Origin of the sequence: Virgibacillus kekensis (assembly GCF_042654125.1) — a bacterium.
Lineage (GTDB): Bacteria > Bacillota > Bacilli > Bacillales > Amphibacillaceae > Lentibacillus > Lentibacillus kekensis.
This window is the reverse complement of the sequence record NZ_JBHSFU010000002.1, coordinates 73,619-96,751: the sequence shown is the minus strand read 5'-3', so window position 1 is coordinate 96,751 and position 23,133 is coordinate 73,619. Positions and strand designations below refer to the sequence as shown.

Sequence of the window (23,133 nt, the reverse complement as noted above, 5' to 3'; positions counted from 1 at the left end):
CAATTGAAACGAATCTACCTAATCGAAGATGACCCGAAAATCGCAGGACTGCTGAAGGATTATCTGGAAAAATATGAGTATGAAGTTACTACTGTCGCGTCGTTTGATAAAATTATCGATGAATTTAAAGCGATAGAGCCACATTTGGTTCTGTTGGATATAAATCTGCCGCGTTTTGATGGATTTTACTGGTGCCGACAAATCCGTAGCATCTCCAATTGCCCGATTATCTTCATATCGGCGAGGGATAGTGGAATGGACCAGGTCATGGCAATTGAAAATGGCGGCGATGACTATATTACAAAGCCGTTTGACTTTGACGTGGTACAAGCGAAAATAAAAGGTCTGATCAGGCGCATTTATGGTGAATATGCTGCCCCCAATCAATCTGAGTCTATGGAACTCGACGGTCTGCAACTATATTTAACCGCAATGGAGGTTTCGTGGAAGGGACAGACCTCAGTACTGACAAAGAATGAGTTTATTCTTTTAAGAGCCTTTGTTCACCGACTGAACAACGTTTTATCACGTACGTATCTTCTGGAAATCCTTTGGGATGATGAAACCTTTGTCGATGACAATACATTATCGGTCAATGTTACACGGCTGAGAAAAAAACTGGAGCAGATCGGAATCTTTGACTGTATCCAAACTGTACGGGGAGCCGGCTATAAAATGGTGAACACATGGAGTGAACTAGCATGAAGGATTTTCTGAGCGACAGCCGGCCGTTTATCATGTTTTACTTTTCACAAATTATCCTGATGGTAATTATCAGTCAGCTTGTTCTCCTTAATACCGGGGGCACTGTGAGCGTGGAAGTAATTTCTTATATGCTGCTTCTTGCTTCAAGCTTCCTGGTAATCTTTCTGACATACCGTTACCTGAAATTCCGTGACTTCTATGTAAAACGGCAAAATACATACTTTCCTGAACCGCCAAACCGGATGCTTGCGAATGTCCAGCAGCTTCTTGAAAATGATCACCAGCAATATCAGCAGGAAATTAATGCATTACAGACCGAGAAAGAGTTGGAGTTTAATTTTATCCAGCAGTGGGTGCATCAGATGAAGACGCCGGTATCTGTAATGGACCTGACTTTACAAAAAGAGCGAATGAACCTGCCAGAAAATGTATTTCACAGTATGCAGGAGGAAATCGAGAAGCTCGAGCAGGGTCTGGATCAGGCACTTTATTTGTCACGGCTGCAGAAATTTGACCGTGACTTCCACGTCCAGAGGTTGTCTCTGAAGCAGCTGGTGCGGGAATCGATACAGGACTTCAAATCAAGTTTTATCCGCAACAGCATTTTTCCCGAAGTCACCATTGAGGAAAACTGTGAAGTGGCTACCGACCCAAAATGGATCCGCTTCGTAATCAATCAGCTGATTTCCAATGCAATTAAATATTCAAATCCCAATTCGGAAAAAATATATTTTACCGGAGAGCAACAGGAAAAGTCGGTTACCCTGACAATCCGCGACACTGGATGTGGTATACCCTTCCAGGACCTCTCCCGTGTATTTGACCCCTTCTTCACTGGTCTGAATGGCCGGAAGTTCCGCGAGTCCACCGGAATGGGACTCTATTTGGCACATCAGATCTGTGAAAGACTTGATTATAATATCACTGTTCAGTCGGCAGCGAATAAAGGGACAGAAGTAACCCTCCGATTCAACACAAACCTTACCAATTTGTAAGGTTTCTTTTTTACTTTGAAAGGAAAATCGATGGTCGACTTGGCGGTAATTCCGTAGACTTTATGACAGTAATGTTATTAATGAAAGGAGCAGTTCACATGACTGTTTTACAAGCGAACAACCTATCTAAAATATACGGAAGCAAACGAGGCGTCCAGTACCAGGCGCTTGATGAGTTTACATTCAATGTCACCAAGGGAGAATTCATCGGGATTATGGGTCCTTCAGGAAGCGGGAAAACCACCTTATTGAATTTGCTCGCGACTATCGATAAACCCACCTCTGGAAATATCACTATTAATGGCACAGAGGTCACAGGTCTGGCCAAAAACAAGCTTGCCAAATTCCGCCGTTCGGAAATGGGATTTATTTTCCAGGATTATAATCTGCTTGATACGCTGACAGTTGGTGAAAATATCCTCCTGCCACTCACATTGCAAGGAGAAGAAGTGAAAGAGATGGAAAAGAAGCTTGTCACCGTCGCCAAACAGCTTGGAATCGATAAGATTCTCGATAAACGGACATTCGAGATTTCCGGAGGGCAGATGCAGCGTGCGTCAATTGCAAGGGCAATTATCCATGATCCGACGATAATCTTTGCTGATGAACCAACCGGTAACCTTGACTCCAAATCTTCCGGCCAGGTTATGCAGTCACTCAGCACAATGCAAAAAGAACGCCGGACGACAACCATCATGGTTACACACGATCCATTTGCGGCCAGTTTCTGTCAGCGGGTTATTTTCATAAAAGATGGCAAATTGTTTAATGAGATTCACCGCGGAGACAACCGCCAGGCATTTTTCCAGGATATATTGAATGTCCAGTCACTGTTGGGAGGGAATACTGATGACCTTCACTCAGTTCGCTTTTAATAATGTAAAACGTAATACCAGACAGTATCTGAGTTATTTTCTAAGCTGTACCTTTGCTGTAGCGATATTTTTCATATATGCCGCAGTTATTTTCCACCCCGACATTACCGACAATGAGTTCCGGGCAAATGTCCAACAGGGAATTATTGTCAGTGAGGTTATTATATACTGTTTCTCATTCCTTTTTGTGCTTTATTCAACAGGCGCTTTTATAAAATCAAGGTTAAAAGAATACGGAATATTGACAACCCTTGGTATCAGCAAACCACAGCTAAACAGAATGCTTCTTTTGGAAAATACCATAATCGGTGTGATTTCCATCGGGGCTGGCCTATTGCTCGGTACATTATTGATGAAGTTATTTCTTATGGTGTTTTCAGCAATTCTTGGAACAGAAGAAATCCTGTCATTCTATTTATCCTGGAAAGCAATCGGTCTGACAGTAGGGCTATTCTTCATTATGTTTGAGCTGAATACACTTGCAGTGGTATGGACTCTTAGAACCAACTCAATTATGGAGGTCTTCCGCGGTGCCAAAAAACCAAAGAAGCTCCCCGGATTCTCCTGGATTGTCAGCCTGCTTTCTATAGCGGCCATTGGTATAGCTTACTATATGGCTTACACTGCAGATATTACGAGTATTTTTTTTCGGATGATTCCAATTCTCCTTCTCGTAATCCCGGGCACCTATTTCCTTTTTACCCAATTCAGTGTCGCAGTAATCAGCATCATAAAGAAGAACAAAAGCTATTATTTTAAGGGTTCAAATATGCTTACCGTGTCTGATTTGGCATTCAAAATGCGGGATAATGCCCGGCTGCTGTTTTTCGTAACGATACTGAGCGCTGTTGCATTCACTTCATCTGGCGTCCTTTATGGGCTGTATCAGGGTATCGAGGAGGAAGCAGAGCGTTTTCTACCACAGGATGTGACTCTCTTCAGCACCGATGTGGAAGATGGCAAAGGATTCAGCCAGGCTGTTGAAGAATTGAGGCAACAGTTTAAAAACAGAAACATCCCTTTTGAGGATAGTCAGATTACAGGAGTTAAAGTTAATGGTGAATCAGATGGTACAACGTTGAACGATTCGACGTATACGATTTACGCGTACTCAGATTATAAGAAACTTGCTTCCTTACAAGATCGAAACGTTGTATTTACGGTTGAGGAAAATGAGGCTGCTATCCTGGCACAGGATATTGAAATGCAGTTTTATCAGGACCTGCCGGATAAAATGACCCTTAGTTCGAAAAGTAAGCAGGCCACCGTCGACCTGGAAATTGAACTGACTGCAATAAATCCTAACCCCTATGCCGGTGATGCTGTGGTTGTTTCTGATCATCTATATAATTCATTCTATAAGTCTGCCGAGTCTGGTGAACTTCTCCAGTATTATGCGATGAATGTACCCGACTGGCCTTCTTATTCCGAGGAAATAACAGAAAGCCTTGCACACGTTGACAGAAAAAAAGCTTTTCCCGATTCCAGTGCCAATTTCTACGTTCAATATAAGGAATCTATGTCCTATACATTCTTTTTTGGTATATTTATAAGTGTTCTATTCTTTTTGGCAGCAGGGTCAATCTTATACTTTCGGATGTACCAGAATATTGATAAGGATCTCGAACATTTTCATTCCCTGTACCGAATCGGCTTTACGGATAAAGAGATGAAAAAAATTGCAACTGTCCAGCTTGGTCTAATGTTTATAATTCCGTTCATAGTTGCAGTAATTCATGCAGGATTCGCGTTCCGTTCCCTGCAGAACATGCTGGCATCTTCCATTCTGTTGCCAACTGTATTAATTATAGCGTGCTATTTCGTGGTCCAACTGGTCAATTTTATTTTCATCCGGAATATATACACTGCCAAGCTGAAAAAAGTTATGTAATCTGGGAGGCATTTTAATGGATTTTTCACAATCGAAAGAACTGCACGAAGAAGCACTGGACCATATAGTAGGTGGGGTAAACTCGCCATCACGTGCCTATAAAGCGGTTGGCGGCGGGGCTCCTGTCTATATGGACCGTGCCAGAGGTGCTTATTTTTGGGACGTGGATGGTAACAAGTATATCGATTACCTGGCAGCGTACGGACCAATTATTACAGGACATGGTCATCCGCATATTGCCGAAGCCATAACACGTGCGGCAAATAACGGAGTCCTTTATGGTACACCAACTAAACTGGAAAATAAATTTGCAAAAATGCTTAAGGAAGCGATTCCGTCACTTGAAAAGGTACGTTTTGTAAACTCCGGAACTGAAGCTGTTATGACGACAGTCCGGGTTGCCCGGGCATATACCGGCCGCACTAAAATAATTAAGTTTGCCGGTTGCTATCATGGTCATTTCGATTCGGTACTTGTTCAGGCGGGATCCGGACCTGCAACACTCGGAACACCCGATTCGGCGGGAATCCCTAAAGCTGTTGCTGCTGACGTGATTACCGTTCCATTTAATGACCTTGAGGCATTCAAAACTGCCATGGACCGCTGGGGCGATCAGATTGCTGCAGTTCTGGTGGAACCGATCGTCGGTAACTTTGGTATAGTCGAACCACACCAAGGTTTCCTTCAGGCAGTCAATGATATTACCCATGATGCGGGAGCATTGGTTATTTATGATGAAGTAATCACTGCATTCCGGTTTACTTACGGAAGTGCACAGCAAGTCTATAATATCGAGCCGGACATGACGGCAATGGGTAAAATTATTGGTGGCGGCCTACCAATCGGAGCGTATGGCGGCCGTCAGGACATCATGGAGCAGGTTGCGCCACTTGGACCGGCGTACCAAGCAGGAACAATGGCCGGAAATCCGGCATCCATGGCAGCTGGAATAGCTTGTCTTGAAGTTTTACAACAAGACGGCGTGTATGACCGGTTAGATAAGCTGGGGGCTCGCTTGGAAAAAGGTATCGTGGTAAAAGCTGCAGATGCAGGGGTTCCAATTTCTGTAAACAGGTTATGTGGCGCCTTGACTGTTTACTTTGGTGATACAAAGGTAACCAACTATGACCAAGCAGAAGAAAGTGACGGTGAAGCATTCGCACAATTTTTCCGTCTGATGATTGAACAAGGTATCAATCTTGCGCCATCCAAGTATGAAGCATGGTTCCTGACCACCGAACATACGGAAGCTGACATTGATACGACGGTTGATGCAGTTGGCAATGCGTTTAAAAAGATGGCTGAGAAATTCTAAGCGGACACAGATTACCTTATTTCCACTAAAAACATGGTTTTACTTTTTAAGCGGACATACGAGCCCTTATTTACTATGGATTATCCAAAACGAGCTACCATTTAGCTTAAGGGCTCTGGTGTCCGCTAAACAGCTTAACCGGACAGGGGACCTATTTTTTTATGTAAAAAGAATTTATCCTTCGTCTGGATCTAGTGTTCGAATTTTATGTTACTTATACACTTTTATCCTAGCCTCTTTAAATGGACCAAATGAGTTCAGAACGGAAACTTGTCTTCTTGAACAAAACACTCCCTCACTGCACCAGTGAGGGAGTTCCACCCTGAATAAATCAGGTTTCCATATATTCATGATTATCAAGGTTTTGGACTTGATAAAGATTATAATAACTTCCTTTACGTTTCATTAGTTCTGCATGCGAACCAATTTCCTTTATTTCTCCATCCTCGATTACAACAATCCGGTCAGCATGCGTAATTGTTGCAAGCCGGTGGGCTACAATAAATGTTGTCCGGTCGGATGCAAGTCGTTCGACAGCCTCCTGGATAATATGCTCACTTTCCAAGTCCAGTGCTGAGGTCGCTTCGTCAAAAATTAGGATTGGAGGGTTTTTAAGAAATACCCGTGCAATGGCAATCCGCTGTTTTTGCCCGCCGGAAAGCTTGACGCCACGTTCACCGACAAGCGTGTCGTAACCGTACGCCAGTCCCTCAATAAAGTCGTGGGCATTAGCGGCTTTCGCGGCCGCAACAACCTCTTCGTCAGTTGCATGTGGGTTCCCCATCCTGATATTCATCGCAATTGATTCGCTGAATAAAGTATTATCTTGGAGCACCATTCCGATGTTGTCGCGGAGTGAGCGTGCCTTTACATCGCGAATATCGATTCCGTCAACCTTTATCGACCCTGCTGTCACATCGTAAAACCTTGGAATCAGACTGATTAATGTTGATTTTCCTCCCCCACTCATTCCAACAAAGGCAATGGTTTCACCCTGCTTCACATTAAGGGAGACACTTTTCAGCACCTCCTCTTCTGCTTCATCATAATGAAAGGAAACATTCTCGATATCTATTCTTCCTTCCACACGACCGAGCTCTTTCGCGTTCTTTTTATCAGTTACATCATACTTCTCGTTCAGGAATTCAAATACCCGGTCAATAGATGCAATTGACTGGGTCAACACGGTGGATGAACTTACAAGCCGCCGTAATGGACTGTATACGCGCTCCATGTATCCTACAAATGCGACCATCGTACCCATTGACAAGGCTCCATTAATTACCTGGTACCCAGCATAGGCAATTACCAATAATGGAGCAAGGTCAGTGATTGTATTCATCACTGCAAACGTCTTGGCATTCCAGTCAGTATGGTTGAGAGCTTTCTGCAGAAAATTTTCATTACGCTCGTCAAATTGATCCTGCTCATACTCTTCGAGAGCAAAACTACGAGTAACCGGAATGCCCTGCACCCGCTCATGCAAGTGCCCTTGTACTTCCGCAAGAGACTGGGAACGATCTCTGGTCAACCGCCTCAATTTGGCATAAAAGTATTTTACCGAGAATCCATAAAAAGGGAAAAGCATTATCGACACAAGGGTCAGCCAAACATCCATCGACATCATAATTCCAATTGCAATTAAAATGGTAATCATGTCGAGCCAAATATTCATTAGTCCAGTAATCACAAAAGTTTTAGTTTGTTCGACATCATGTATTACCCGGGAAATAATTTCCCCGGTTTTTGTCTTGGAATAGAATTTAAGGCTAAGTTTTTGTATGTGATCAAACAGCCGATCCCTTATATCATAAAGGATTTTATTGCCTATCCACTGCGCCAAGTATTGTCGAACATATTCTATTGGCGGACGCATTACAAGGAAAATAAGAAAAGCGATACCCATCAGCCAGAAAAGTTCGTTGATTTTTGCTGCATCTGTCATGTCTTCTTCGTTTATAATGTTATCAATAACATATTTCAGAATTAATGGCATTAAAAGCGGTATGGCAAATTTGACGATCCCAATAAGTACGGTCCACAGGATTTTCCATTTATATGGTTTTACAAAAGCTAAATATTGTTTAACACTGCTCATCTGCTTCAATTCCTTACTGATAAATTTAGAAAAACTCGACATTCGTCTCGTCTATTACGAGTGTCGAAGTTTTTCTTATACTATTTTCCATAGAAATTAATAATTTCTGATAGTACAAAAAATCCCTGTAGCATCACCAACAGGGATAACGTTTCGACACTTAAAGCATTATAAGGCTTACAACTACTATAATCAATTGGACTGCCTAACGATATGTGAGATATCGTTCATACCACTGATCCACGAAATCAGCCGAAAAGGGACCTTTTCGCTGCCTTACCAGCCTAAGCAAAAATTCCATATTATTATGCAGAATACGATCGAGAACCCGTGGATAGTTCATTAACTTTTTATGTTCGTCATATTCATCTTCGTCAAGAATTACATATGTCATATCGGGATAAACTTTAACGTCCAAATCATAATCGATATACTTAAGCGCCTCTTCATCGTATACAAACGGCGAGCTGATATTGCAGTAATAGTATATCCCATCATTTCGGAGCATACTTATTATGTTGAACCAATATCTTGAATGAAAATAACAAATGGCAGGCTCGCGGGTTATCCACGTCCGTCCGTCACTTTCTTTTACCAGTGCCTTATCATTAGCCACAATCACTACTGTATCGGTTGCCTTTAGTACAAGACTGTCTTCCCAAATTCGGTGGATCTTTCCGTCGTGCTTATAACTTTGTATCTGTATTGTTGAGCCTGCATCCGGACCGGCCATTATTGCTCTCCTTTCCCAAGTAAGTTTGTCCTTCCATTATACGGACAAAAATTACAGATATAAAGCAAACCGAGTTTTTAGCACAACGTAAAAAGAGCTCCCTGAGGCAGGAAGCTCTTTTACATCGGGGGATGGTACGTTATTTTTTGTTTTGCTGAGATTTCTGGTTTTGACGCTTAACTTCTTGTGCATTTGTTTCAGATGCAAATTCAGTACCAAACTGACCTTGTCCTTGTTTAGACTGTTGGTTCTGCTGTCTTACTTTCTGAACGTTTGTGCCAGCAGCTGATTTGTTAGGTTGTTGTTTAGCCATCAGTATCACCTCCGCAGTAATTAATTTCTCCATTATGAAGGTTGTTATCCGAAAAAAAATCAGATAACAATTGGTAATTACTGGATAACAGAGATGAATGCTAAATACCTTTCTTATACAGGACAAGTGTCTATTTTCCTTATCAAATCCACATTTTTCATTTATTAATCATATAGTTATATTAAGGACTACCTATCGAAATATTTCATCATTTTCTGATGGGATACCGGAAAAGGATATTGATCCATTTCTTTACGATCAACTAAGATTAGTCGGTCATCATCCGCCAAAATATTATTTGTGACGGCTTCATAGATGTCGAGTTGCCAAATAATATGAGAAAAAACATGCTTGAGTTTTCCTTGCTTTTTCCCCAGGGTGATGTTTATTCCATATTCCATCTGAAACCAGTTTTCGATATGTTCCAATCCTATTTCATCAACCGGTACCATGGGGAATTGCCACATGTATGCGAGCAATCCATTTTCCGACCGCTTTTCAATAACGAATTGATCGTTCTGATTTCGAATTAGAAGTGCTACATAGGGCTTTGTCTTCTGCTTTTTGGCTTTTGATTTATTTGGCAAATCTTCCTCAACCCCATCAGCAAAAGCTCGGCAGTATTCCTGCACAGGACAAAGCATACACATTGGAGATTTTGGTGTGCATACCAGGGCCCCAAGCTCCATAATTCCTTGGTTAAACGATGAGGGATCTTCGACAGAAATCAGTTTGCTGACAATTTGTTCAAATTTCTTTTTCGTTTTAGGTTGGGCAATATCATCGTCAATTTTTAAAACGCGAGATAAAACACGCATCACATTCCCATCAACGGCTGGTTCCGGCTGGTTAAAGGCAATTGAAAGAATAGCCCCTTTAGTATACGGGCCGACCCCTTTTAGCGAACCCAGCTCTTTTGGATTAGACGGCACCTCGCCGCCATATTCAGTAACGACCTCCCGCACAGCGTTTTGCAGGTTACGAGCCCGGGAATAGTATCCAAGACCTTCCCATGTTTTCAACACTTCCTGCTGATCAGCATCAGCTAAATCATTTAAAGTTGGATACTTTGTGATAAAACGCTGAAAATAAGGGATAACGGTATCGACTTTAGTTTGCTGTAACATAATTTCGGATACCCATACTTTATAGGGATCCTGATCTTTACGCCATGGGAGATCACGTTTATTTGACTGATACCATTCCAGTAGACTTTGCTGGAATGCATTGGTATCAAAATTTTCTAAAGTTTTATCAGACATGAAGTTACATCCTTTTATGTTAAAATCGACTAGCAGGTAAATTTGCCTTCTGATTTGCAACATACTTATTATTAAAGTAAAAAAATTGTGCTACCATGAAACTGTCTAAGGAGGACATTAAACCTATGGATACCGGCACTCATATTACAATGGGCGTTGCACTAGGCGGCCTGGCAACGCTGGATCCGGCTGTGCAAAGTGATCCATTACTGTTCAATGCAGTCATGGTCGGGACGATTGCAGGTTCGCACGCTCCTGACTTTGATACTATATTAAAACTAAAAAACAATGCTGTATATATTCGTCATCATCGCGGTGCAACCCACTCTATCCCAGCAGTTATTGCATGGGGAATTTTGCTCGCTGGAATAATCCACGCAGTTGTCCCTAGCGTGAGTTTCCTCCATTTATGGGCGTGGACTGCTCTCGCGGTTATAATTCACGTACTTGTCGATATCCCTAATGCATATGGAACCCAGGCATTCAGGCCATTTTCAAACCGGTGGGTTGCATACGGATTCATCAATACGTTTGACCCGTACATTTTCGGTCTTCATGTAGCCGGAATATTTGCATGGCTACTGGGCGCAAATCCTGCTTATACATGGATAATCGTTTATGTCGTGGTATTTATGTATTATATCAAGCGTTATATAGAAAAGCGCGAGATTGCCAAAAAAATTCACGAATATTATCCAGATACAGTGGAAATTGCAACATCACCAACTATTAAGCAAAATTACTGGCGGGTCGCTATCACAACACCTGATAAATTTTACGTAGGTGCGGTCGAGCATGGACATATTGAAATTATTGATGAGTTCAACAAGGTTCCTTTGCCTGATGACGAACTAATGCATAAGGCAAAGGAAGATAAGAACATCGCGGCATTTTTGTCATTCTCCCCTGTTTACCGATGGGAGCTCAGTTATTATGATGATTTCACCGAAGTACGATTTATTGATCTTCGCTACCGGTCAGATGAATACTATCCATTCGTCGCGGTTGTGCAAATTGATGATAATATGCGAATCATGACGTCATACACCGGTTGGATATTTTCTGAGCAAAAACTTCAGAATAAACTTGGCATCGATAATATTTAACATAAACAACAGCCCGCTTACCCGGGCTGTTGTTTATTTTTGGCAGTTTTAAAATAACTGTTATTTGTGACAGAAAAATTATAAAATGCGAAGTAGTGAATTTAGGAAATGTTAGGCAATAGCTTCAGCAATACACTTCGCTTTCACCACTCCAGGTGCAAGTCCAACATCTGTTCAAGCTAAAGTTTTCACAGTGTTTCCTTTGCCGTTGGACTCACCAAGAGCCTCCTCGTTCGCAAAAATCCCTCGCTGCGAGATCTCTTTGGCTCGTTGTTCCACGGGAGTCTACGGTATTGCTTACACTTCAGGTCCATAATTAATAAGGGTTTGAGCATGCTCCAACGGCCTTGCACTAATCCTCTTCTATCTCCTTCGCTAACTTGGCGTTGATTGGAGCGTAGGGTAGTCGACTCCTGCGGGAAAAGCAACAGCTGAAAATCCCGCAGGAAGTGGTCTTCTTCCGAGGAAGTTGAAGCGTTGCCCGCGGAAAGCGACTGCGCGAAGCGGAAATCAACATAGCTAGCTATGTCGCAGTTTATATCAACTGCGTGGTTTAAAGAGCAAGAGCCTTATTTTTCTTCGACTTTATCTCCCAGAAGTGAAATAGGGATTGCTTCTTCTTTTTCATATTGTTCATTCAGCAGGTTAATCCGATGCCCCCATGCAAAAACGCCGTTTATATAATTTATTTTAAACGTGTGACCAGGATCGCCGCTCAATTCATGAATATCGTTCGCTTGAAAATCTTCAGGGTTTAGCATATAGGCCATGGCCACTTGAAGTTTTCGCTCGTTGATAGCAACTTCGCTTATATTTCCAAGCTGCTCTGCTTTCTGTGCCTTTTCCTTCAGCCTTCCTACTTCCTCACGCAACTGCTCTATTGAATAGTCACTATATCGGTAGTCCATTTCGCATACTCCCTTTCCTATCAGTTTACATTTTATCAATAGTTTAGGAAAATGGAAATAAACATACCTGCTTTTTTCGATTTGCAGCACAGGTTTCCTAAGGAGGATTACATATGCGTACAATTGCGATTACTGGTGCCGGGAGCGGACTTGGCCGTGCCCTAGCACTAAAATATGCGCAAAATGATTATAAAGTTTTCTTGCTCGGACGGGATGATACAAAACTTCATTTCGTACAGAATAGTATTATCCAAAACGGCGGACAAGCCGAAGTTGTGTTATGCGATGTCCGTGAACAAGCTTCTGTAAGTATCGCCTTTCAGCAGATTGGTCAGCTGGATGCATTTATCAATAACGCGGGAATCGGTATTTTTGGCCCTGTCGAGGATTATACTTTGGAGGAAATTGAGAATACGCTGAACACCAATATTAAAGGTACTATCCTGACAGTGCAGTCTGTCCTCCCGTTAGTCAGGAAGAGCAGCGGCCGGATCCTGAACATCATTTCGACAGCTGGTCTGCGCGGCAAAGTCAATGAATCCATCTATTGTGCAAGTAAGTTTGCCGTAAAGGGATTTACAGAGAGTCTTCAGAAGGAATGGGAAAACGAATCAATTTCTATTACGGCAGTGTACATGGGAGGTATGAACACCCCGTTCTGGAAAGAATCTTCGCATGTTACTGATCCATCTGGGCTAAAGGGTCCTGAAGTGGTAGCTGAACAGATTTTTAATGAAGATGATGGAAGAAAAGAAATTATCATCGACAAATAACAAGTGGAATTCGATAGACAGAGGCAGTTTTGTCTCTGTCTATTTAAACCTCAAGCTCCTCGTCAAGAAACTTATTGATGAGGTCGATTGCAAATCCCTTTCTGTATAATGCTTCCTTCATTTTTTGCCTGAGTTCAAAGCCCTCATATTTTTTCCGGTTTTTACGGAGCAGCTTCTCACCTTGAACATAAAGTGCATCCCATTCCACATCGTCATCCTTTTCATATCTTGCTTCGTTAATAACATCTTTAATGACATCCTGGGTAAATCCCTTTTGCATCAATGTTCCCTGCAATTGCTGAAGCTGTTTTTGAAAAGAATTGTTCTTGCTGGAATTGAGTTTTTTCTTCACCCATTTCATAGCCTTCTTAAATTGCGTTTCGTAATTATAAAGATCAACCGCTTCTTCAGCAATCGATTTGGAAACTCCTTTTTCCATCAGCTCTTTTTTTACCAGTAATGGCCCTTTACTTGTTGTATGAATTCTGGTCCGGACGAATGCCTCGGCAAACTGATTATCATCAATCAGTCCCTCGTCTTCAAGCTTTTTCATAATTTTATTGATATGTTCCTGGTCAACTTCCTTTTTTTCCAGGTAATCGTAAATTTCCTTTTTTGTCCGCATCCTGTAGCTTAAAAAGTTTATTGCCAGGGTATAGGACTTATGCAATGTATCTTTCTTGATGAGTGTGGTAATCATTGAATCGTCTAGCTCCATGTTCTTTCGGAGTCCGAATTCAATAAGAACTGCTTCATCCACACTAAAGCCGTATTCTTCGCCATTACCGTTGTCGAGAAAGATATTATACCGGTCTTTTCGTCTTTTTTGCGTGGTGATTCGGGAAATCTTTGTCACGTATCTCACCCCTTCCCCCTAATTTTAGCAGAATAATGAAGTCCAATCACCATCTGGACGCCGGTATACTAAATTTGTTAAAAGAGAATAGACTATAATAGACAAGCTCAATTGGAGTGATGATAATGAATATCCTGATTACAGGTGGTACCGGTTTTGTCGGCAGCCATCTTACAAAAGAACTAACCGCCAAAGACCATCATGTATACATATTGACCCGCTCCCCAGATAAGCACAATGACACCGAAAGAGTTTCCCATATTGGATACGACGACCAGGAAATATCAAACCTTCCACCCATCCAAGGAGTTGTTAATCTAGCTGGTGATTCATTATTTGGTTACTGGACCCGAAAGAAAAAAGAGACCCTCCTCTCCAGCAGGATAAATACGACACAAAAACTGATTGATATGATTCAAAAAATGGATAGAAAACCTGATGTATTCATTAGTGGATCAGCGGTAGGCTTCTATGGTACATCAGAGGACCTAATATATACCGAAAGAACTACCGAACCTGGTAAAGACTTTCTGGCCAAGGTTGCAGTTGACTGGGAGAAAGCAGCAAGCCAAGCCGAGCAAATGGGGATACGAACTATCTATACCCGCTTTGGGGTTATTCTTGGAAATGAAGGAGCACTTCCCTACATGAAACTTCCGGTCAAACTGTTTGCTGGCGGCAAAATCGGGAATGGACAGCAATGGTTGTCGTGGGTCCACATTTATGATGTGGTGCAGCTTATCCAGTTCTGTTTGTTTAATGACCATATCAGTGGACCTGTGAATGTAACGGCGCCACATCCAAAACGGAACAAGGATTTCACAAAAATACTCGCTGATGCGCTGAACCGCCCGTACTGGCTCCCCACTCCGGCTCCTTTAATCAGGACTATTATCGGGGAAATGAGTATGCTGATTACAAAAGGGCAGTTTGTGTTACCGAAGAAAGTTTTGGACAGTAACTACCAATTCACCTATCCTAATCTTAGAGCTGCACTGGAGGAAACGGAACGTACTAAGGCGTGAAAAATTTGTCGTAAATTTGTGTTAAAAAATCATTCCCTTTTCTTCTGAATGATTGTAAAATATAAATAGCAAATTAGGAACGGAGATACGTCTTATTGAGGTACCGGAACTGATTGTAATTCAGTGCATAGACTGGATTAAATAGGGAAGGCAAATGGTGCGCCACCGGCTTCGGCCGGTTCTAGTGGGTTCGATTCCCGCCCCGAATTTTTGTTGAACGTTAACTAAAAATTCGAGGGTGGGGAACCTTACTGGATTTCTGTGTGAATTTAGGATACCCACCTTTAATATAAGGAGGGTATTTTTTATGCTCAAACCACGTGAACTGCATGAGGTATCAGCATTATTTGAACTACTGTCCCACCCAGAGGTTTCTCCATTTGTCCGGCAGAAAGCAGAAACCAGCGACGGGTATTACTTTGTAACGAAAAAGACCATTGAGGATGAAAAAAAAGGCGAACTGATCTCCAGAACAATTGTCGATGAATACCATCATCCAATTGGCACTATTAATTTATTTGATATCCAAAATAATTGTGGATTTCTCGCAACCTGGATTGGTAAGCCATATTTCGGAAAGGGCTATAATCAACTTGCAAAGGAATTGTTTTTTGAAGAGCTTTTCTACGAGCTCGGACTGGATGCAGTGTTTATTAAGATACGCAGAACTAATATCCGTTCGTTAAAAGCTATTCTAAAATTCCCGTATGTTGCATTAGGGAACAGTCTTTATCCTGAAGTCTACCAGCAAATTAATGCCGTTGACGATGTTTATGATCTATTTATCATTTCTAAATACCATTATATGTCCTACAAACAGTTTGAACAAACCGAACTCCAAGACACGGGAGAGGAAGTTTCCTAGTATGAATTGTTACCAATTGGAGAATCCTAACGATAAAGTGAGGGATTGCCAATGAGAGGAAAAAGCAAAGACCAGCACGAAAGATTTTTGTCTAAAACACAAGAAGTACTCTATCAGCGTGAATTTAAGCATGCTGATAAAGTCTACAACAAAATGACTCAAAAAGGAAACCGGAGTTAAGCTTCGGTTTCCTTTCTTTTTTTGTATGCATAGTCCCGTATTTAATGTCATTCCTCATGTTCATCCACAAATAGTCCACCGATTGTGAATAACCTTTTAAAAAGGCTCCACATATGCAGTAGTTATTCACAGGGTATCTGTGCATAATTTAATTGCCTTCTGTGGATATCGGGGATAACTAGGATAAATGCCCGCTTACACATTATTTAACCTGTTGATAAATTGTTATTAACGTAATGCTTAATACGGGGGAAGCATCGTAATGCAAAGTCAGGTGAACTTTGTTTTTTTATATACAGGGAAATATTCTTCTCTCCAGCATAAGTGCTAAAATGCCATTCGCCACAATGGCTCGATTAATCCCATAGTTTCTAATGTTAAATCAGAACTTTTTTCGGTTAGTTACGTATTTATTTTACTTTTACGGTAGTAATGTTGCGTATGAACATCCAGGAAAGGACATAAGCAAAAAGTCCAACCAGAAATATTTTAAGGAACAGGGTCATAGAGAATGACTGGAATAAATCCACGAGAAATTCAACCAGCCACCCTTGGGCTATTCCTCCAAGTATTACGACAACCATAACACCTAAAACACTGCCGCCTCCTGCCAGTCCGTATCTGTAAAAAAGCAATCCTAACAGAAACATAATAGCCATCAGACAGAACATGATAGAAATATCCACCAGAATTCTTGTGTACCAATTATTTTCCATCATCTGCGCAGGGTGCAGGAATGTAAATGCTCCTGAGACACTAATGAGCCCCATAATGATTTCCTGAAATATACTTGCCACAACAGCCATAGCTGAAGTAAGCCCGAGAAAAAATATGCCCAAACTAGCATACATTTTCTTACGGGTAGCACCCATTCTAATTGCAAAAGGTACAGCCTCCTTCACGGTAAGGAATCCAACGATAGAACAATAAATATACATTGGCCCTGTAAGACTAAACGCCATTGCGTTACTGTCTGTTTGGTACAGGAAGTAAGCGAACGCCAGCGACACTAGCAGAATCCCTGCAAGAATCACGTAGAATATGGAAAGTGAGTGACGATAATTAGCGGCATAGAAATATAATAACCCCTTAAATTGCCTAGTCATACTATGCTCCCCTCCTTGCTTCAGTAAGGTAAATCATGAGATCCTGTATCGGGATACCTTCAGCCTTCAGCCCGGACGAAAGTGCATCTTCTTCATTTCCATAAACATAGGCGGTCATCATCCCTGCAATTTGTTTTTTACCGATTACCTCTTTATCTGAAATGAATGATTCCACGACCTCTATTGGTCCGGAGACTGCACAAGTGCGATCCCTCAGTGATTCAGCATCCTCTTTAATCATAAGTTTTCCTTTATTAAGGATTAACACCTCTTCAAACATCAGACTAACTTCATCGATTAAATGTGTTGAAAAAATGATAGTTCGTTTCTCAGACTCATACTCTTCAAGTAACAGGTCATAAAATTTTCTTCTAGCAGCAGCATCGAGCCCAATATATGGTTCATCAAAAATTGTAATAGGTGCTTTACTTGCAAGACCGACTATAATACCAAGTGCTGAAACCATCCCTTTGGATAGGGCCTTTATTTTCGCATTCGGATTAAGGTTATATTCTTTAACCAATTCTTCTGCCAACTCACCGTCCCATTTCGGGTAAAAAAAAGAATAGATACGCAGAACATTTTTTACTTTAAGATCTCTTTTAAAATTACCGCCTTCTTTTATCAGGCAGATCGACTCGGTTAATCGCTGATTGTCGAAAGGATTCTCCCCATCAATCAAAATTTGACCTTCCGATGCCAGTATGTGACCTGATAGGATTTCCATAAAAGTGGTTTTACCCGCACCATTTCTGCCAAGTAATCCGTAAATTTTTGGCTCTTCCAGTGTAAACGACACATCGTCGAGCGCTATCGTATCCTTATACTTTTTCGATACATTTTTAACCTCAATTTTCATCTCGATTCCCCTCTCTGTTTACCATTTCCAGCAGCTCTTCCGTACTGATATTCAACTTACTGGCTTCCTCTTTCAATGGGAGCATGAAGTTCTCGTAGAAGGTCTTTTTACGCTTACTGATCAGTATGGATTTTGCATTCTCCGTAACAAACATTCCAACCCCCCTGCGTTTAACTAAAATATCTTCATTAACCAGTTCGTTTATGCCTTTTGCAGCAGTTGCCGGATTTATCTGATAGTAGCTGGCAAATTCATTTGTAGAGGGAACACGCTCCCCAGCCTGAATATTCTCATTGATGATAGAGTCTTCCAGCTGCTCTTTAATCTGGAGAAATATAGGTCTGTTATCATCCAATTGGTTTTTCATAAAAAATCCCCTCGGTTATTTGGTTAATTAGTTATGTAACTAACCATATAACTAAAACCCGAATATGTCAATAAGTTTTTTGAAAATTAGGCAGACCAGTTCATTCTTAGGAGCGATGAGAGGTCGAAGGAGCTAAAATTTCTTTGCTAACACCGCTCATTAGTGCGATAAGCAGTCGAACGAAGACAAAATTCCTTCAATTCCTCCCACCACATTGTTAAAATCTTTCCCATTAAATAAGCTCCGCACAATTTGTGCAGAGCTAATCAATCTTCCCCTATTTTCTTATCCTGTGACTTTGGCAGCCGGCCGGACCGCTTGGCAGATTCACGGAGCAAGAATTCAACATGACTGTTAACACTCCGGAATTCATCCTTGGCCCACGCCTGAAGAATGTCATAGAGCTTCGGGTCAATTCGTAATGGGAAATTCTTTTTTTTAGCCATAGAACCCCTCTTTTTAGTTATAGAGTGAACCAGTATTAATTACAGGTTGGGTACCATGGTCAGAAACGATAGATACTAGCAGGTTGTTAATCATCACAGCTCGGCGCTCTTCGTCAAGATCAACTATGCCATCTTTTTCAATTCGTTCGATTGCATCCTGAACCATCCCCACAGCACCTTCAACAATCTGTTTCCTGGCTGCGATAATTGCACTTGCTTGCTGGCGTTGAAGCATTGCTTGCGCTATTTCAGTGGAGTAAGCAAGGTGTGTCAGGCGTGCTTCGATGACGTCCACTCCTGCGACTGTCAGTCTGTCCTGCAATTCTCGGGCAAGCTGGTTTGAGACTTCTTCAGCGTTACCCCGAAGTGTAAGTTCTACGTCCTCGAATGTATCGTACGGATAATTGGTCGCTACAGCACGGATCGCGGTCTCGCTCTGTATTTCAACAAACTCTTCATACTGATCGACATCAAATACAGCTCGTGCTGCATCAACAACTTTAAATACGATAACTGCCGCAATTTCAATCGGGTTACCATTTACATCATTAACCTTCAGCCGTTTACTGTTGAAGTTCCGCACCCGAAGAGAGATTGTCCGGCGGATGGAAAAAGGTACTGTGATAACAATTCCCTCTTTCCTGATGCTTCCCATATACTTACCCAGAAAAATGACAACAACTGACTGGTTAGGCTGAATCAAAGTTATTCCACTGCCCAGTACAATTGCAACCAGAAGACTGATTGCTCCCAGTACAAAATGAGCCTCATAGAAGCTGAAAGCCCCTAATCCAAGTAAAACGATGATAGCAACAATTCCCACGTACCCATTCATCATCCATGCATCTTTTTCACGAAGCATACCAACACACCTTCCCCACTCTTATTTGGTTTTCATACCATTATGATATCATATTTGTTTATTTTTGGAAACATTATCCTACTTTTAAGCTGTCGGTCGGATTTTTTTCATTTAAAATAATATAATCCTGTCCGTCCGAAATGATTGAGATGTTACCAAATGCGGCAGTGGAATAAATCGAAGCACCAGCTTTGTTTAGATTTTTTACCACCCGTTCGACGGGATGCCCAAAGTCATTTTTTCGGCCATATGTCAGAATTGCGATTTCAGGACTTACCCTTCTCAGCAAATCATACGTTGTACTTGTATCAGAGCCATGGTGGGCGACTTTAAATATTTCCGATTCAAGATTATATTTATTCATCAATATTTTCTCTCGTTTGGCACCAATATCAGCCATCAGAAGAAAATCCAATTCTTTGAAACTGACACGAAGGGCAATGGAGGAATTATTGTTGCTGATTGACCCTTTGGACGCATTCAAAATTCGTATTTTCAGCAATCGGTCTATTTTAATAAGGTCATTCTGATGAGCAATTTCAACTGGAATTTGCTGTTTCAGGATTTGACTGACATAACTGGCATATGTCTTTGTCGTGTGCAACTTTCCCGAATCAAGAATCTTTTCAACTTCCACTGCTTTAAGTACCTCAACAAGGCCCCCGATATGATCAATATCCGGATGGGTTGCAATCAACAGATCTATCTTTTCCACGCCATGTTTTTTAAGAAACGAAACGACGGTTTTTCCAGCTTTAGGTGGTCCGCCATCTATTAGGATGCTTTTATCCGTCGGTGTCTCAATCAATATACTGTCCCCCTGGCCGACGTCGATAAAATGCACTTCCACTTCTGGTCTGTCTGCAGCAGAATGAATTTTTGGTAACACTATAACCATTACTATTACCAGGACGGCGGCTGTATTGATCCGTAAGAATTTCTCCATTAAAAAACATCCTTATCTCGCATAATTTTTCCTTAGTTTTAACGGATAAGGACCTAAAAATACGGCGGATACAAAGCTGTAATGCGAATGTTAAAAAGCGTGGGGCCCCATGCTCCTCACCGTTTACCTGCATTCCGGCATCACGATGATCGAGAATTGATGAGTACAAATGATAGCTTATAGCACTTATGCTAGCGTGGTTACTGGGAATCGGTAAGCAGATAATTCTAAAACTATCTAAAAAAGCCGCTGATTAAATATCAGCGGCTAACAATCACACTATTTACTTTTCACAACAGCAATTTCACCGTCGGTTACTTTAACTTCAACGTTCTCAACTGTTTCCTCTTCCAGGATCAAATCGGTCAGCTGATCCTCGATTTTATCTTGGATAACACGGCGCAATGGGCGTGCACCAAAGCGGCGATCATAACCAAGCCGTACCAGTTCCTGTTTTGCTTCATCAGTAATTGTGATACTGATGTTATTTTCCTCGATTGCCTCCTCAAGTTCGGCAAGCATCAGGTCAACAATTTCCAGAAGGTTGTCTTCTGTAAGTTCGTTGAATGTCACTATTCCATCAAAGCGGTTCAGGAATTCCGGTTTAAAGTAATTGCTCAGATTTTCAAGGGTTGAAACAGACTCGTGCTGTGCTTTATTAAAACCTACACTAATCTGTTTGTCGCCCGTTCCAGCATTACTAGTCATAATAATTACCGTATCTTTAAAGCTTACATTACGGCCATGAGAATCGGTCAGGTGACCGTCTTCCATAATTTGCAGGAACATATTCTGAACGTCCGGATGCGCTTTTTCAATTTCATCCAACAGGAGGATGGAATAAGGATTTCGGCGTACCTGCTCAGTTAACTGTCCCGCCTCCTCGTGGCCGACATATCCTGGAGGTGAACCGATAATTTTTGACACGGTGTGTTTTTCCATATATTCACTCATATCAAGGCGAATCATACTATCACGTGTACCAAACATCTCTTGCGCAAGTGCCTTACTCAGTTCTGTTTTACCTACCCCGGTCGGTCCAACAAATAGGAATGAACCGATTGGGCGATGTTTCGACTTCAGCCCAGCACGGCTGCGTCGGATCGCTTTAGCAACCTTGGTAACTGCTTCAGGCTGTCCAATAACCTTAGCCTCGAGATTTTCTGCAAGGCTCTTCATTTTCTCCTGTTCATCTGCCTGCAGTTTTGTAACCGGAATACCGGTTTTTTCTTCAACTATTAGCTGGACATCAGATATATCAACATCGGTAATTTGCTCATCATCTTTTGCTTTCTCCAGCTGTTTCTGAAGCTGAATTTCCTGATAACGAAGATGTGCTGCCTGCTCATAATCCTCTTTTTCTGCAGCCTTTTCTTTTTCTTTAATAATTTCATCAAGCTTTTTCTTAATGGAATTAGAATCTTTCTCGGCATTGGATAGATTCAATCGAGATCCCACTTCATCCATTAGGTCAATTGCCTTATCCGGCAGGAAGCGATCCTGAATATATCGTTGTGAAAGGGTCACAAATGAACGGATTACTTCATCAGAATAATAAACCTCATGGAATTTTTCATAGCGGTCTTTAATGCCATTCAAAATCTGGACAGCTTCATCGACTGACGGTTCTTTAACAATAATCGGCTGGAAGCGGCGTTCCAATGCAGCGTCCTTTTCAATTTTACGGTACTCTTTCAATGTAGTGGCACCGATAAGTTGCAGTTCGCCACGTGCCAGGGCTGGTTTTAGAATATTTCCCGCATCCATCTGTGAGCCTTCAGCTGTTCCTGCTCCGACAAGCAAATGGATTTCATCTACGAAAAGAATCACGTTTTTACGTGACTGCAGCTCCTGCACCAGCTGCTTCATCCGTTCTTCAAACTGGCCTCGAATGCCTGTATTCGCTACAAGAGAAGCTACATCAAGCAAGTAGATTTCTTTGTTCATTAGTTTTGCCGGTACATTTCCTTCCGTGATTTTCAGTGCAAGTCCTTCCGCAATTGCGGTTTTTCCCACACCAGGTTCACCAATCAATACCGGATTATTTTTGTTGCGGCGGTTAATTGTTTCAACCACTCGTTTAACCTCGCTGTCACGGCCGATTACCGGGTCAATCAGGCCGGCACGTGCCGCATGTGTAAGATTCTTGCCAAGCTGATCAAGCAGACCATTGCCACCTGCTGCCTGTTGTTGGGTTTTTGTACCTGTAAAGCCCTGTCCATTTCCCTGGAAAAAGCCTTCGGAAAAATCGTCCTGCTGGTTAGGATTAAATCCATAACCGTTATTCATTAAATTTCCCTGTATTTCTTCAAAGCACTTATTACAAACATGCATCTGCATCTTTTCATTATTAATTTTCATGGTTACATTAATGTTCGCTGGACGAATTCCGCATTGTTCACATTGCATAGATAATTCCTCCTTTTAATGGGATCAAATATCAATTTTGACTTTGACTATATTTGACCTTTGACTTTATTATACTCTGACCAATTTTGACTTTCAAGTCCTTTGACTCATTTTTTTTATGCAAAATTTATATGTTACCTGCCTTTTTCCTGGGTCATAAGTTGCGAGTTCGTATTGTTATATCCATTCTTTTCACATATAATAGGATTTAAAACGTCCATAACAGGTTAATACTTGG

At 41.6% G+C, this 23,133-nt stretch carries 23 protein-coding genes; 10 read left to right on the top strand and 13 right to left on the bottom strand.

Features of this window, described 5'->3' with window-relative positions; genetic code table 11:
* The first annotated feature begins 3 nt into the window (after nt 1-3).
* From ACFO3D_RS01280 to ACFO3D_RS01260, 5 genes are all read left to right on the top strand, one after another.
* On the top strand, nt 4-705 hold the full coding sequence (locus ACFO3D_RS01280) for a response regulator transcription factor (protein WP_390292771.1): 702 nt from the start codon (nt 4-6) through the stop codon (nt 703-705).
* Nucleotides 702-1,700 (top strand): sensor histidine kinase, encoded by a 999-nt coding sequence (locus ACFO3D_RS01275; RefSeq protein WP_390292770.1) that lies wholly within the window; start codon nt 702-704, stop codon nt 1,698-1,700. Before ACFO3D_RS01280 ends, ACFO3D_RS01275 begins: the two co-directional genes overlap by 4 nt.
* Before the next feature lie 98 nt (nt 1,701-1,798).
* A complete protein-coding gene (locus tag ACFO3D_RS01270) occupies nt 1,799-2,575 on the top strand; it encodes an ABC transporter ATP-binding protein (RefSeq protein ID WP_390292769.1) in 777 nt (258 codons plus the stop codon).
* Nucleotides 2,550-4,466 carry an FtsX-like permease family protein gene (locus ACFO3D_RS01265; RefSeq protein WP_390292768.1) on the top strand — a complete coding sequence of 639 codons (1,917 nt, stop codon included), beginning with the start codon at nt 2,550-2,552 and terminating at the stop codon, nt 4,464-4,466. The genes ACFO3D_RS01270 and ACFO3D_RS01265 overlap by 26 nt, the downstream gene beginning before the upstream one ends.
* 16 nt (nt 4,467-4,482) lie before the next feature.
* The gene (locus ACFO3D_RS01260) at nt 4,483-5,781 is read left to right on the top strand and encodes a glutamate-1-semialdehyde 2,1-aminomutase (protein WP_390292767.1); all 1,299 of its coding nucleotides are present in this window, start codon (nt 4,483-4,485) and stop codon (nt 5,779-5,781) included.
* A 331-nt stretch (nt 5,782-6,112) separates the two neighbouring features.
* Here ACFO3D_RS01260 and ACFO3D_RS01255 read toward each other — a convergent pair whose 3' ends face one another.
* From ACFO3D_RS01255 to mutY, 4 genes are all read right to left on the bottom strand, one after another.
* Complete coding sequence (locus tag ACFO3D_RS01255; protein WP_390292766.1) at nt 6,113-7,879, bottom strand: ABC transporter ATP-binding protein; 1,767 nt, start codon at nt 7,877-7,879, stop codon at nt 6,113-6,115.
* 205 nt (nt 7,880-8,084) lie between these two features.
* On the bottom strand, nt 8,085-8,612 hold the full coding sequence (gene ntdP / locus ACFO3D_RS01250) for a nucleoside tri-diphosphate phosphatase (protein ID WP_390292765.1): 528 nt from the start codon (nt 8,610-8,612) through the stop codon (nt 8,085-8,087).
* A gap of 139 nt (nt 8,613-8,751) precedes the next feature.
* On the bottom strand, nt 8,752-8,925 hold the full coding sequence (locus ACFO3D_RS01245) for a gamma-type small acid-soluble spore protein (RefSeq protein ID WP_390292764.1): 174 nt from the start codon (nt 8,923-8,925) through the stop codon (nt 8,752-8,754).
* A 188-nt stretch (nt 8,926-9,113) separates the two neighbouring features.
* The gene (gene mutY, locus ACFO3D_RS01240) at nt 9,114-10,187 is read right to left on the bottom strand and encodes an A/G-specific adenine glycosylase (RefSeq protein WP_390292763.1); all 1,074 of its coding nucleotides are present in this window, start codon (nt 10,185-10,187) and stop codon (nt 9,114-9,116) included.
* A 125-nt stretch (nt 10,188-10,312) separates the two neighbouring features.
* On the opposite strand from mutY, the gene ACFO3D_RS01235 reads away from it, so the two are divergent.
* The gene (locus ACFO3D_RS01235; RefSeq protein WP_390292762.1) at nt 10,313-11,293 is read left to right on the top strand and encodes a metal-dependent hydrolase; all 981 of its coding nucleotides are present in this window, start codon (nt 10,313-10,315) and stop codon (nt 11,291-11,293) included.
* A 569-nt stretch (nt 11,294-11,862) separates the two neighbouring features.
* Here ACFO3D_RS01235 and ACFO3D_RS01230 read toward each other — a convergent pair.
* On the bottom strand, nt 11,863-12,201 hold the full coding sequence (locus ACFO3D_RS01230) for a YfhH family protein (protein ID WP_390292761.1): 339 nt from the start codon (nt 12,199-12,201) through the stop codon (nt 11,863-11,865).
* 113 nt (nt 12,202-12,314) lie between these two features.
* Between ACFO3D_RS01230 and ACFO3D_RS01225 the strand changes: the two genes are divergently transcribed.
* Nucleotides 12,315-12,974, top strand: coding sequence for an SDR family NAD(P)-dependent oxidoreductase (locus tag ACFO3D_RS01225; RefSeq protein WP_390292760.1), 660 nt, complete (start codon nt 12,315-12,317; stop codon nt 12,972-12,974).
* A gap of 43 nt (nt 12,975-13,017) precedes the next feature.
* On the opposite strand, the gene recX is transcribed toward ACFO3D_RS01225, so the two are convergent.
* Entirely contained in the window at nt 13,018-13,830 is an 813-nt protein-coding gene (gene recX, locus ACFO3D_RS01220; RefSeq protein WP_390292759.1) for a recombination regulator RecX, read from the bottom strand.
* 125 nt (nt 13,831-13,955) lie between these two features.
* Between recX and ACFO3D_RS01215 the strand changes: the two genes are divergently transcribed.
* From ACFO3D_RS01215 to ACFO3D_RS01205, 3 genes are all read left to right on the top strand, one after another.
* A complete protein-coding gene (locus ACFO3D_RS01215) occupies nt 13,956-14,855 on the top strand; it encodes a TIGR01777 family oxidoreductase (RefSeq protein ID WP_390292757.1) in 900 nt (299 codons plus the stop codon).
* A 307-nt stretch (nt 14,856-15,162) separates the two neighbouring features.
* Complete coding sequence (locus ACFO3D_RS01210; RefSeq protein ID WP_390292756.1) at nt 15,163-15,720, top strand: GNAT family N-acetyltransferase; 558 nt, start codon at nt 15,163-15,165, stop codon at nt 15,718-15,720.
* Between the two features lie 51 nt (nt 15,721-15,771).
* Nucleotides 15,772-15,900 (top strand): YfhE family protein, encoded by a 129-nt coding sequence (locus tag ACFO3D_RS01205; RefSeq protein WP_390292755.1) that lies wholly within the window; start codon nt 15,772-15,774, stop codon nt 15,898-15,900.
* Between the two features lie 410 nt (nt 15,901-16,310).
* Here ACFO3D_RS01205 and ACFO3D_RS01200 read toward each other — a convergent pair whose 3' ends face one another.
* The 7 genes from ACFO3D_RS01200 to ACFO3D_RS01170 form a co-directional block, all read right to left on the bottom strand.
* Entirely contained in the window at nt 16,311-17,006 is a 696-nt protein-coding gene (locus tag ACFO3D_RS01200; RefSeq protein ID WP_390292754.1) for a hypothetical protein, read from the bottom strand.
* Between the two features lies 1 nt (nt 17,007).
* The gene (locus tag ACFO3D_RS01195) at nt 17,008-17,865 is read right to left on the bottom strand and encodes an ABC transporter ATP-binding protein (protein WP_390292753.1); all 858 of its coding nucleotides are present in this window, start codon (nt 17,863-17,865) and stop codon (nt 17,008-17,010) included.
* Nucleotides 17,855-18,232, bottom strand: coding sequence for a GntR family transcriptional regulator (locus ACFO3D_RS01190; RefSeq protein WP_390292752.1), 378 nt, complete (start codon nt 18,230-18,232; stop codon nt 17,855-17,857). The genes ACFO3D_RS01195 and ACFO3D_RS01190 overlap by 11 nt, the downstream gene beginning before the upstream one ends.
* Nucleotides 18,233-18,498: 266 nt before the next feature.
* Entirely contained in the window at nt 18,499-18,678 is a 180-nt protein-coding gene (locus ACFO3D_RS01185; protein ID WP_390292751.1) for a type II toxin-antitoxin system antitoxin, read from the bottom strand.
* A gap of 13 nt (nt 18,679-18,691) precedes the next feature.
* On the bottom strand, nt 18,692-19,540 hold the full coding sequence (locus ACFO3D_RS01180; RefSeq protein ID WP_390292750.1) for an SPFH domain-containing protein: 849 nt from the start codon (nt 19,538-19,540) through the stop codon (nt 18,692-18,694).
* Nucleotides 19,541-19,613: 73 nt separating this feature from the next.
* Complete coding sequence (locus ACFO3D_RS01175; protein ID WP_390292749.1) at nt 19,614-20,486, bottom strand: ComEC/Rec2 family competence protein; 873 nt, start codon at nt 20,484-20,486, stop codon at nt 19,614-19,616.
* A 279-nt stretch (nt 20,487-20,765) separates the two neighbouring features.
* Complete coding sequence (locus ACFO3D_RS01170; protein ID WP_390292748.1) at nt 20,766-22,895, bottom strand: ATP-dependent Clp protease ATP-binding subunit; 2,130 nt, start codon at nt 22,893-22,895, stop codon at nt 20,766-20,768.
* Nucleotides 22,896-23,133 lie beyond the last annotated feature (238 nt).

Bases quoted from the DNA above. Each gene is read 5' to 3' on its own strand.
- ACFO3D_RS01185 (WP_390292751.1), bottom strand. From the start codon at position 18,678: ATGGCTAAAAAAAAGAATTTCCCATTACGAATTGACCCGAAGCTCTAT.
- ACFO3D_RS01190 (WP_390292752.1), bottom strand. From the start codon at position 18,232: ATGAAAAACCAATTGGATGATAACAGACCTATATTTCTCCAGATTAAA.
- ACFO3D_RS01215 (WP_390292757.1), top strand. From the start codon at position 13,956: ATGAATATCCTGATTACAGGTGGTACCGGTTTTGTCGGCAGCCATCTT.
- ACFO3D_RS01175 (WP_390292749.1), bottom strand. From the start codon at position 20,486: ATGGAGAAATTCTTACGGATCAATACAGCCGCCGTCCTGGTAATAGTA.
- ACFO3D_RS01270 (WP_390292769.1), top strand. From the start codon at position 1,799: ATGACTGTTTTACAAGCGAACAACCTATCTAAAATATACGGAAGCAAA.
- ACFO3D_RS01275 (WP_390292770.1), top strand. From the start codon at position 702: ATGAAGGATTTTCTGAGCGACAGCCGGCCGTTTATCATGTTTTACTTT.
- ACFO3D_RS01195 (WP_390292753.1), bottom strand. From the start codon at position 17,865: ATGAAAATTGAGGTTAAAAATGTATCGAAAAAGTATAAGGATACGATA.
- ntdP (WP_390292765.1), bottom strand. From the start codon at position 8,612: ATGGCCGGTCCGGATGCAGGCTCAACAATACAGATACAAAGTTATAAG.
- mutY (WP_390292763.1), bottom strand. From the start codon at position 10,187: ATGTCTGATAAAACTTTAGAAAATTTTGATACCAATGCATTCCAGCAA.
- ACFO3D_RS01255 (WP_390292766.1), bottom strand. From the start codon at position 7,879: ATGAGCAGTGTTAAACAATATTTAGCTTTTGTAAAACCATATAAATGG.
- ACFO3D_RS01200 (WP_390292754.1), bottom strand. From the start codon at position 17,006: ATGACTAGGCAATTTAAGGGGTTATTATATTTCTATGCCGCTAATTAT.
- ACFO3D_RS01180 (WP_390292750.1), bottom strand. From the start codon at position 19,540: ATGCTTCGTGAAAAAGATGCATGGATGATGAATGGGTACGTGGGAATT.
- ACFO3D_RS01260 (WP_390292767.1), top strand. From the start codon at position 4,483: ATGGATTTTTCACAATCGAAAGAACTGCACGAAGAAGCACTGGACCAT.
- ACFO3D_RS01265 (WP_390292768.1), top strand. From the start codon at position 2,550: ATGACCTTCACTCAGTTCGCTTTTAATAATGTAAAACGTAATACCAGA.
- ACFO3D_RS01170 (WP_390292748.1), bottom strand. From the start codon at position 22,895: ATGCAATGTGAACAATGCGGAATTCGTCCAGCGAACATTAATGTAACC.
- ACFO3D_RS01235 (WP_390292762.1), top strand. From the start codon at position 10,313: ATGGATACCGGCACTCATATTACAATGGGCGTTGCACTAGGCGGCCTG.
- ACFO3D_RS01225 (WP_390292760.1), top strand. From the start codon at position 12,315: ATGCGTACAATTGCGATTACTGGTGCCGGGAGCGGACTTGGCCGTGCC.
- ACFO3D_RS01245 (WP_390292764.1), bottom strand. From the start codon at position 8,925: ATGGCTAAACAACAACCTAACAAATCAGCTGCTGGCACAAACGTTCAG.
- ACFO3D_RS01230 (WP_390292761.1), bottom strand. From the start codon at position 12,201: ATGGACTACCGATATAGTGACTATTCAATAGAGCAGTTGCGTGAGGAA.
- ACFO3D_RS01210 (WP_390292756.1), top strand. From the start codon at position 15,163: ATGCTCAAACCACGTGAACTGCATGAGGTATCAGCATTATTTGAACTA.
- ACFO3D_RS01205 (WP_390292755.1), top strand. From the start codon at position 15,772: ATGAGAGGAAAAAGCAAAGACCAGCACGAAAGATTTTTGTCTAAAACA.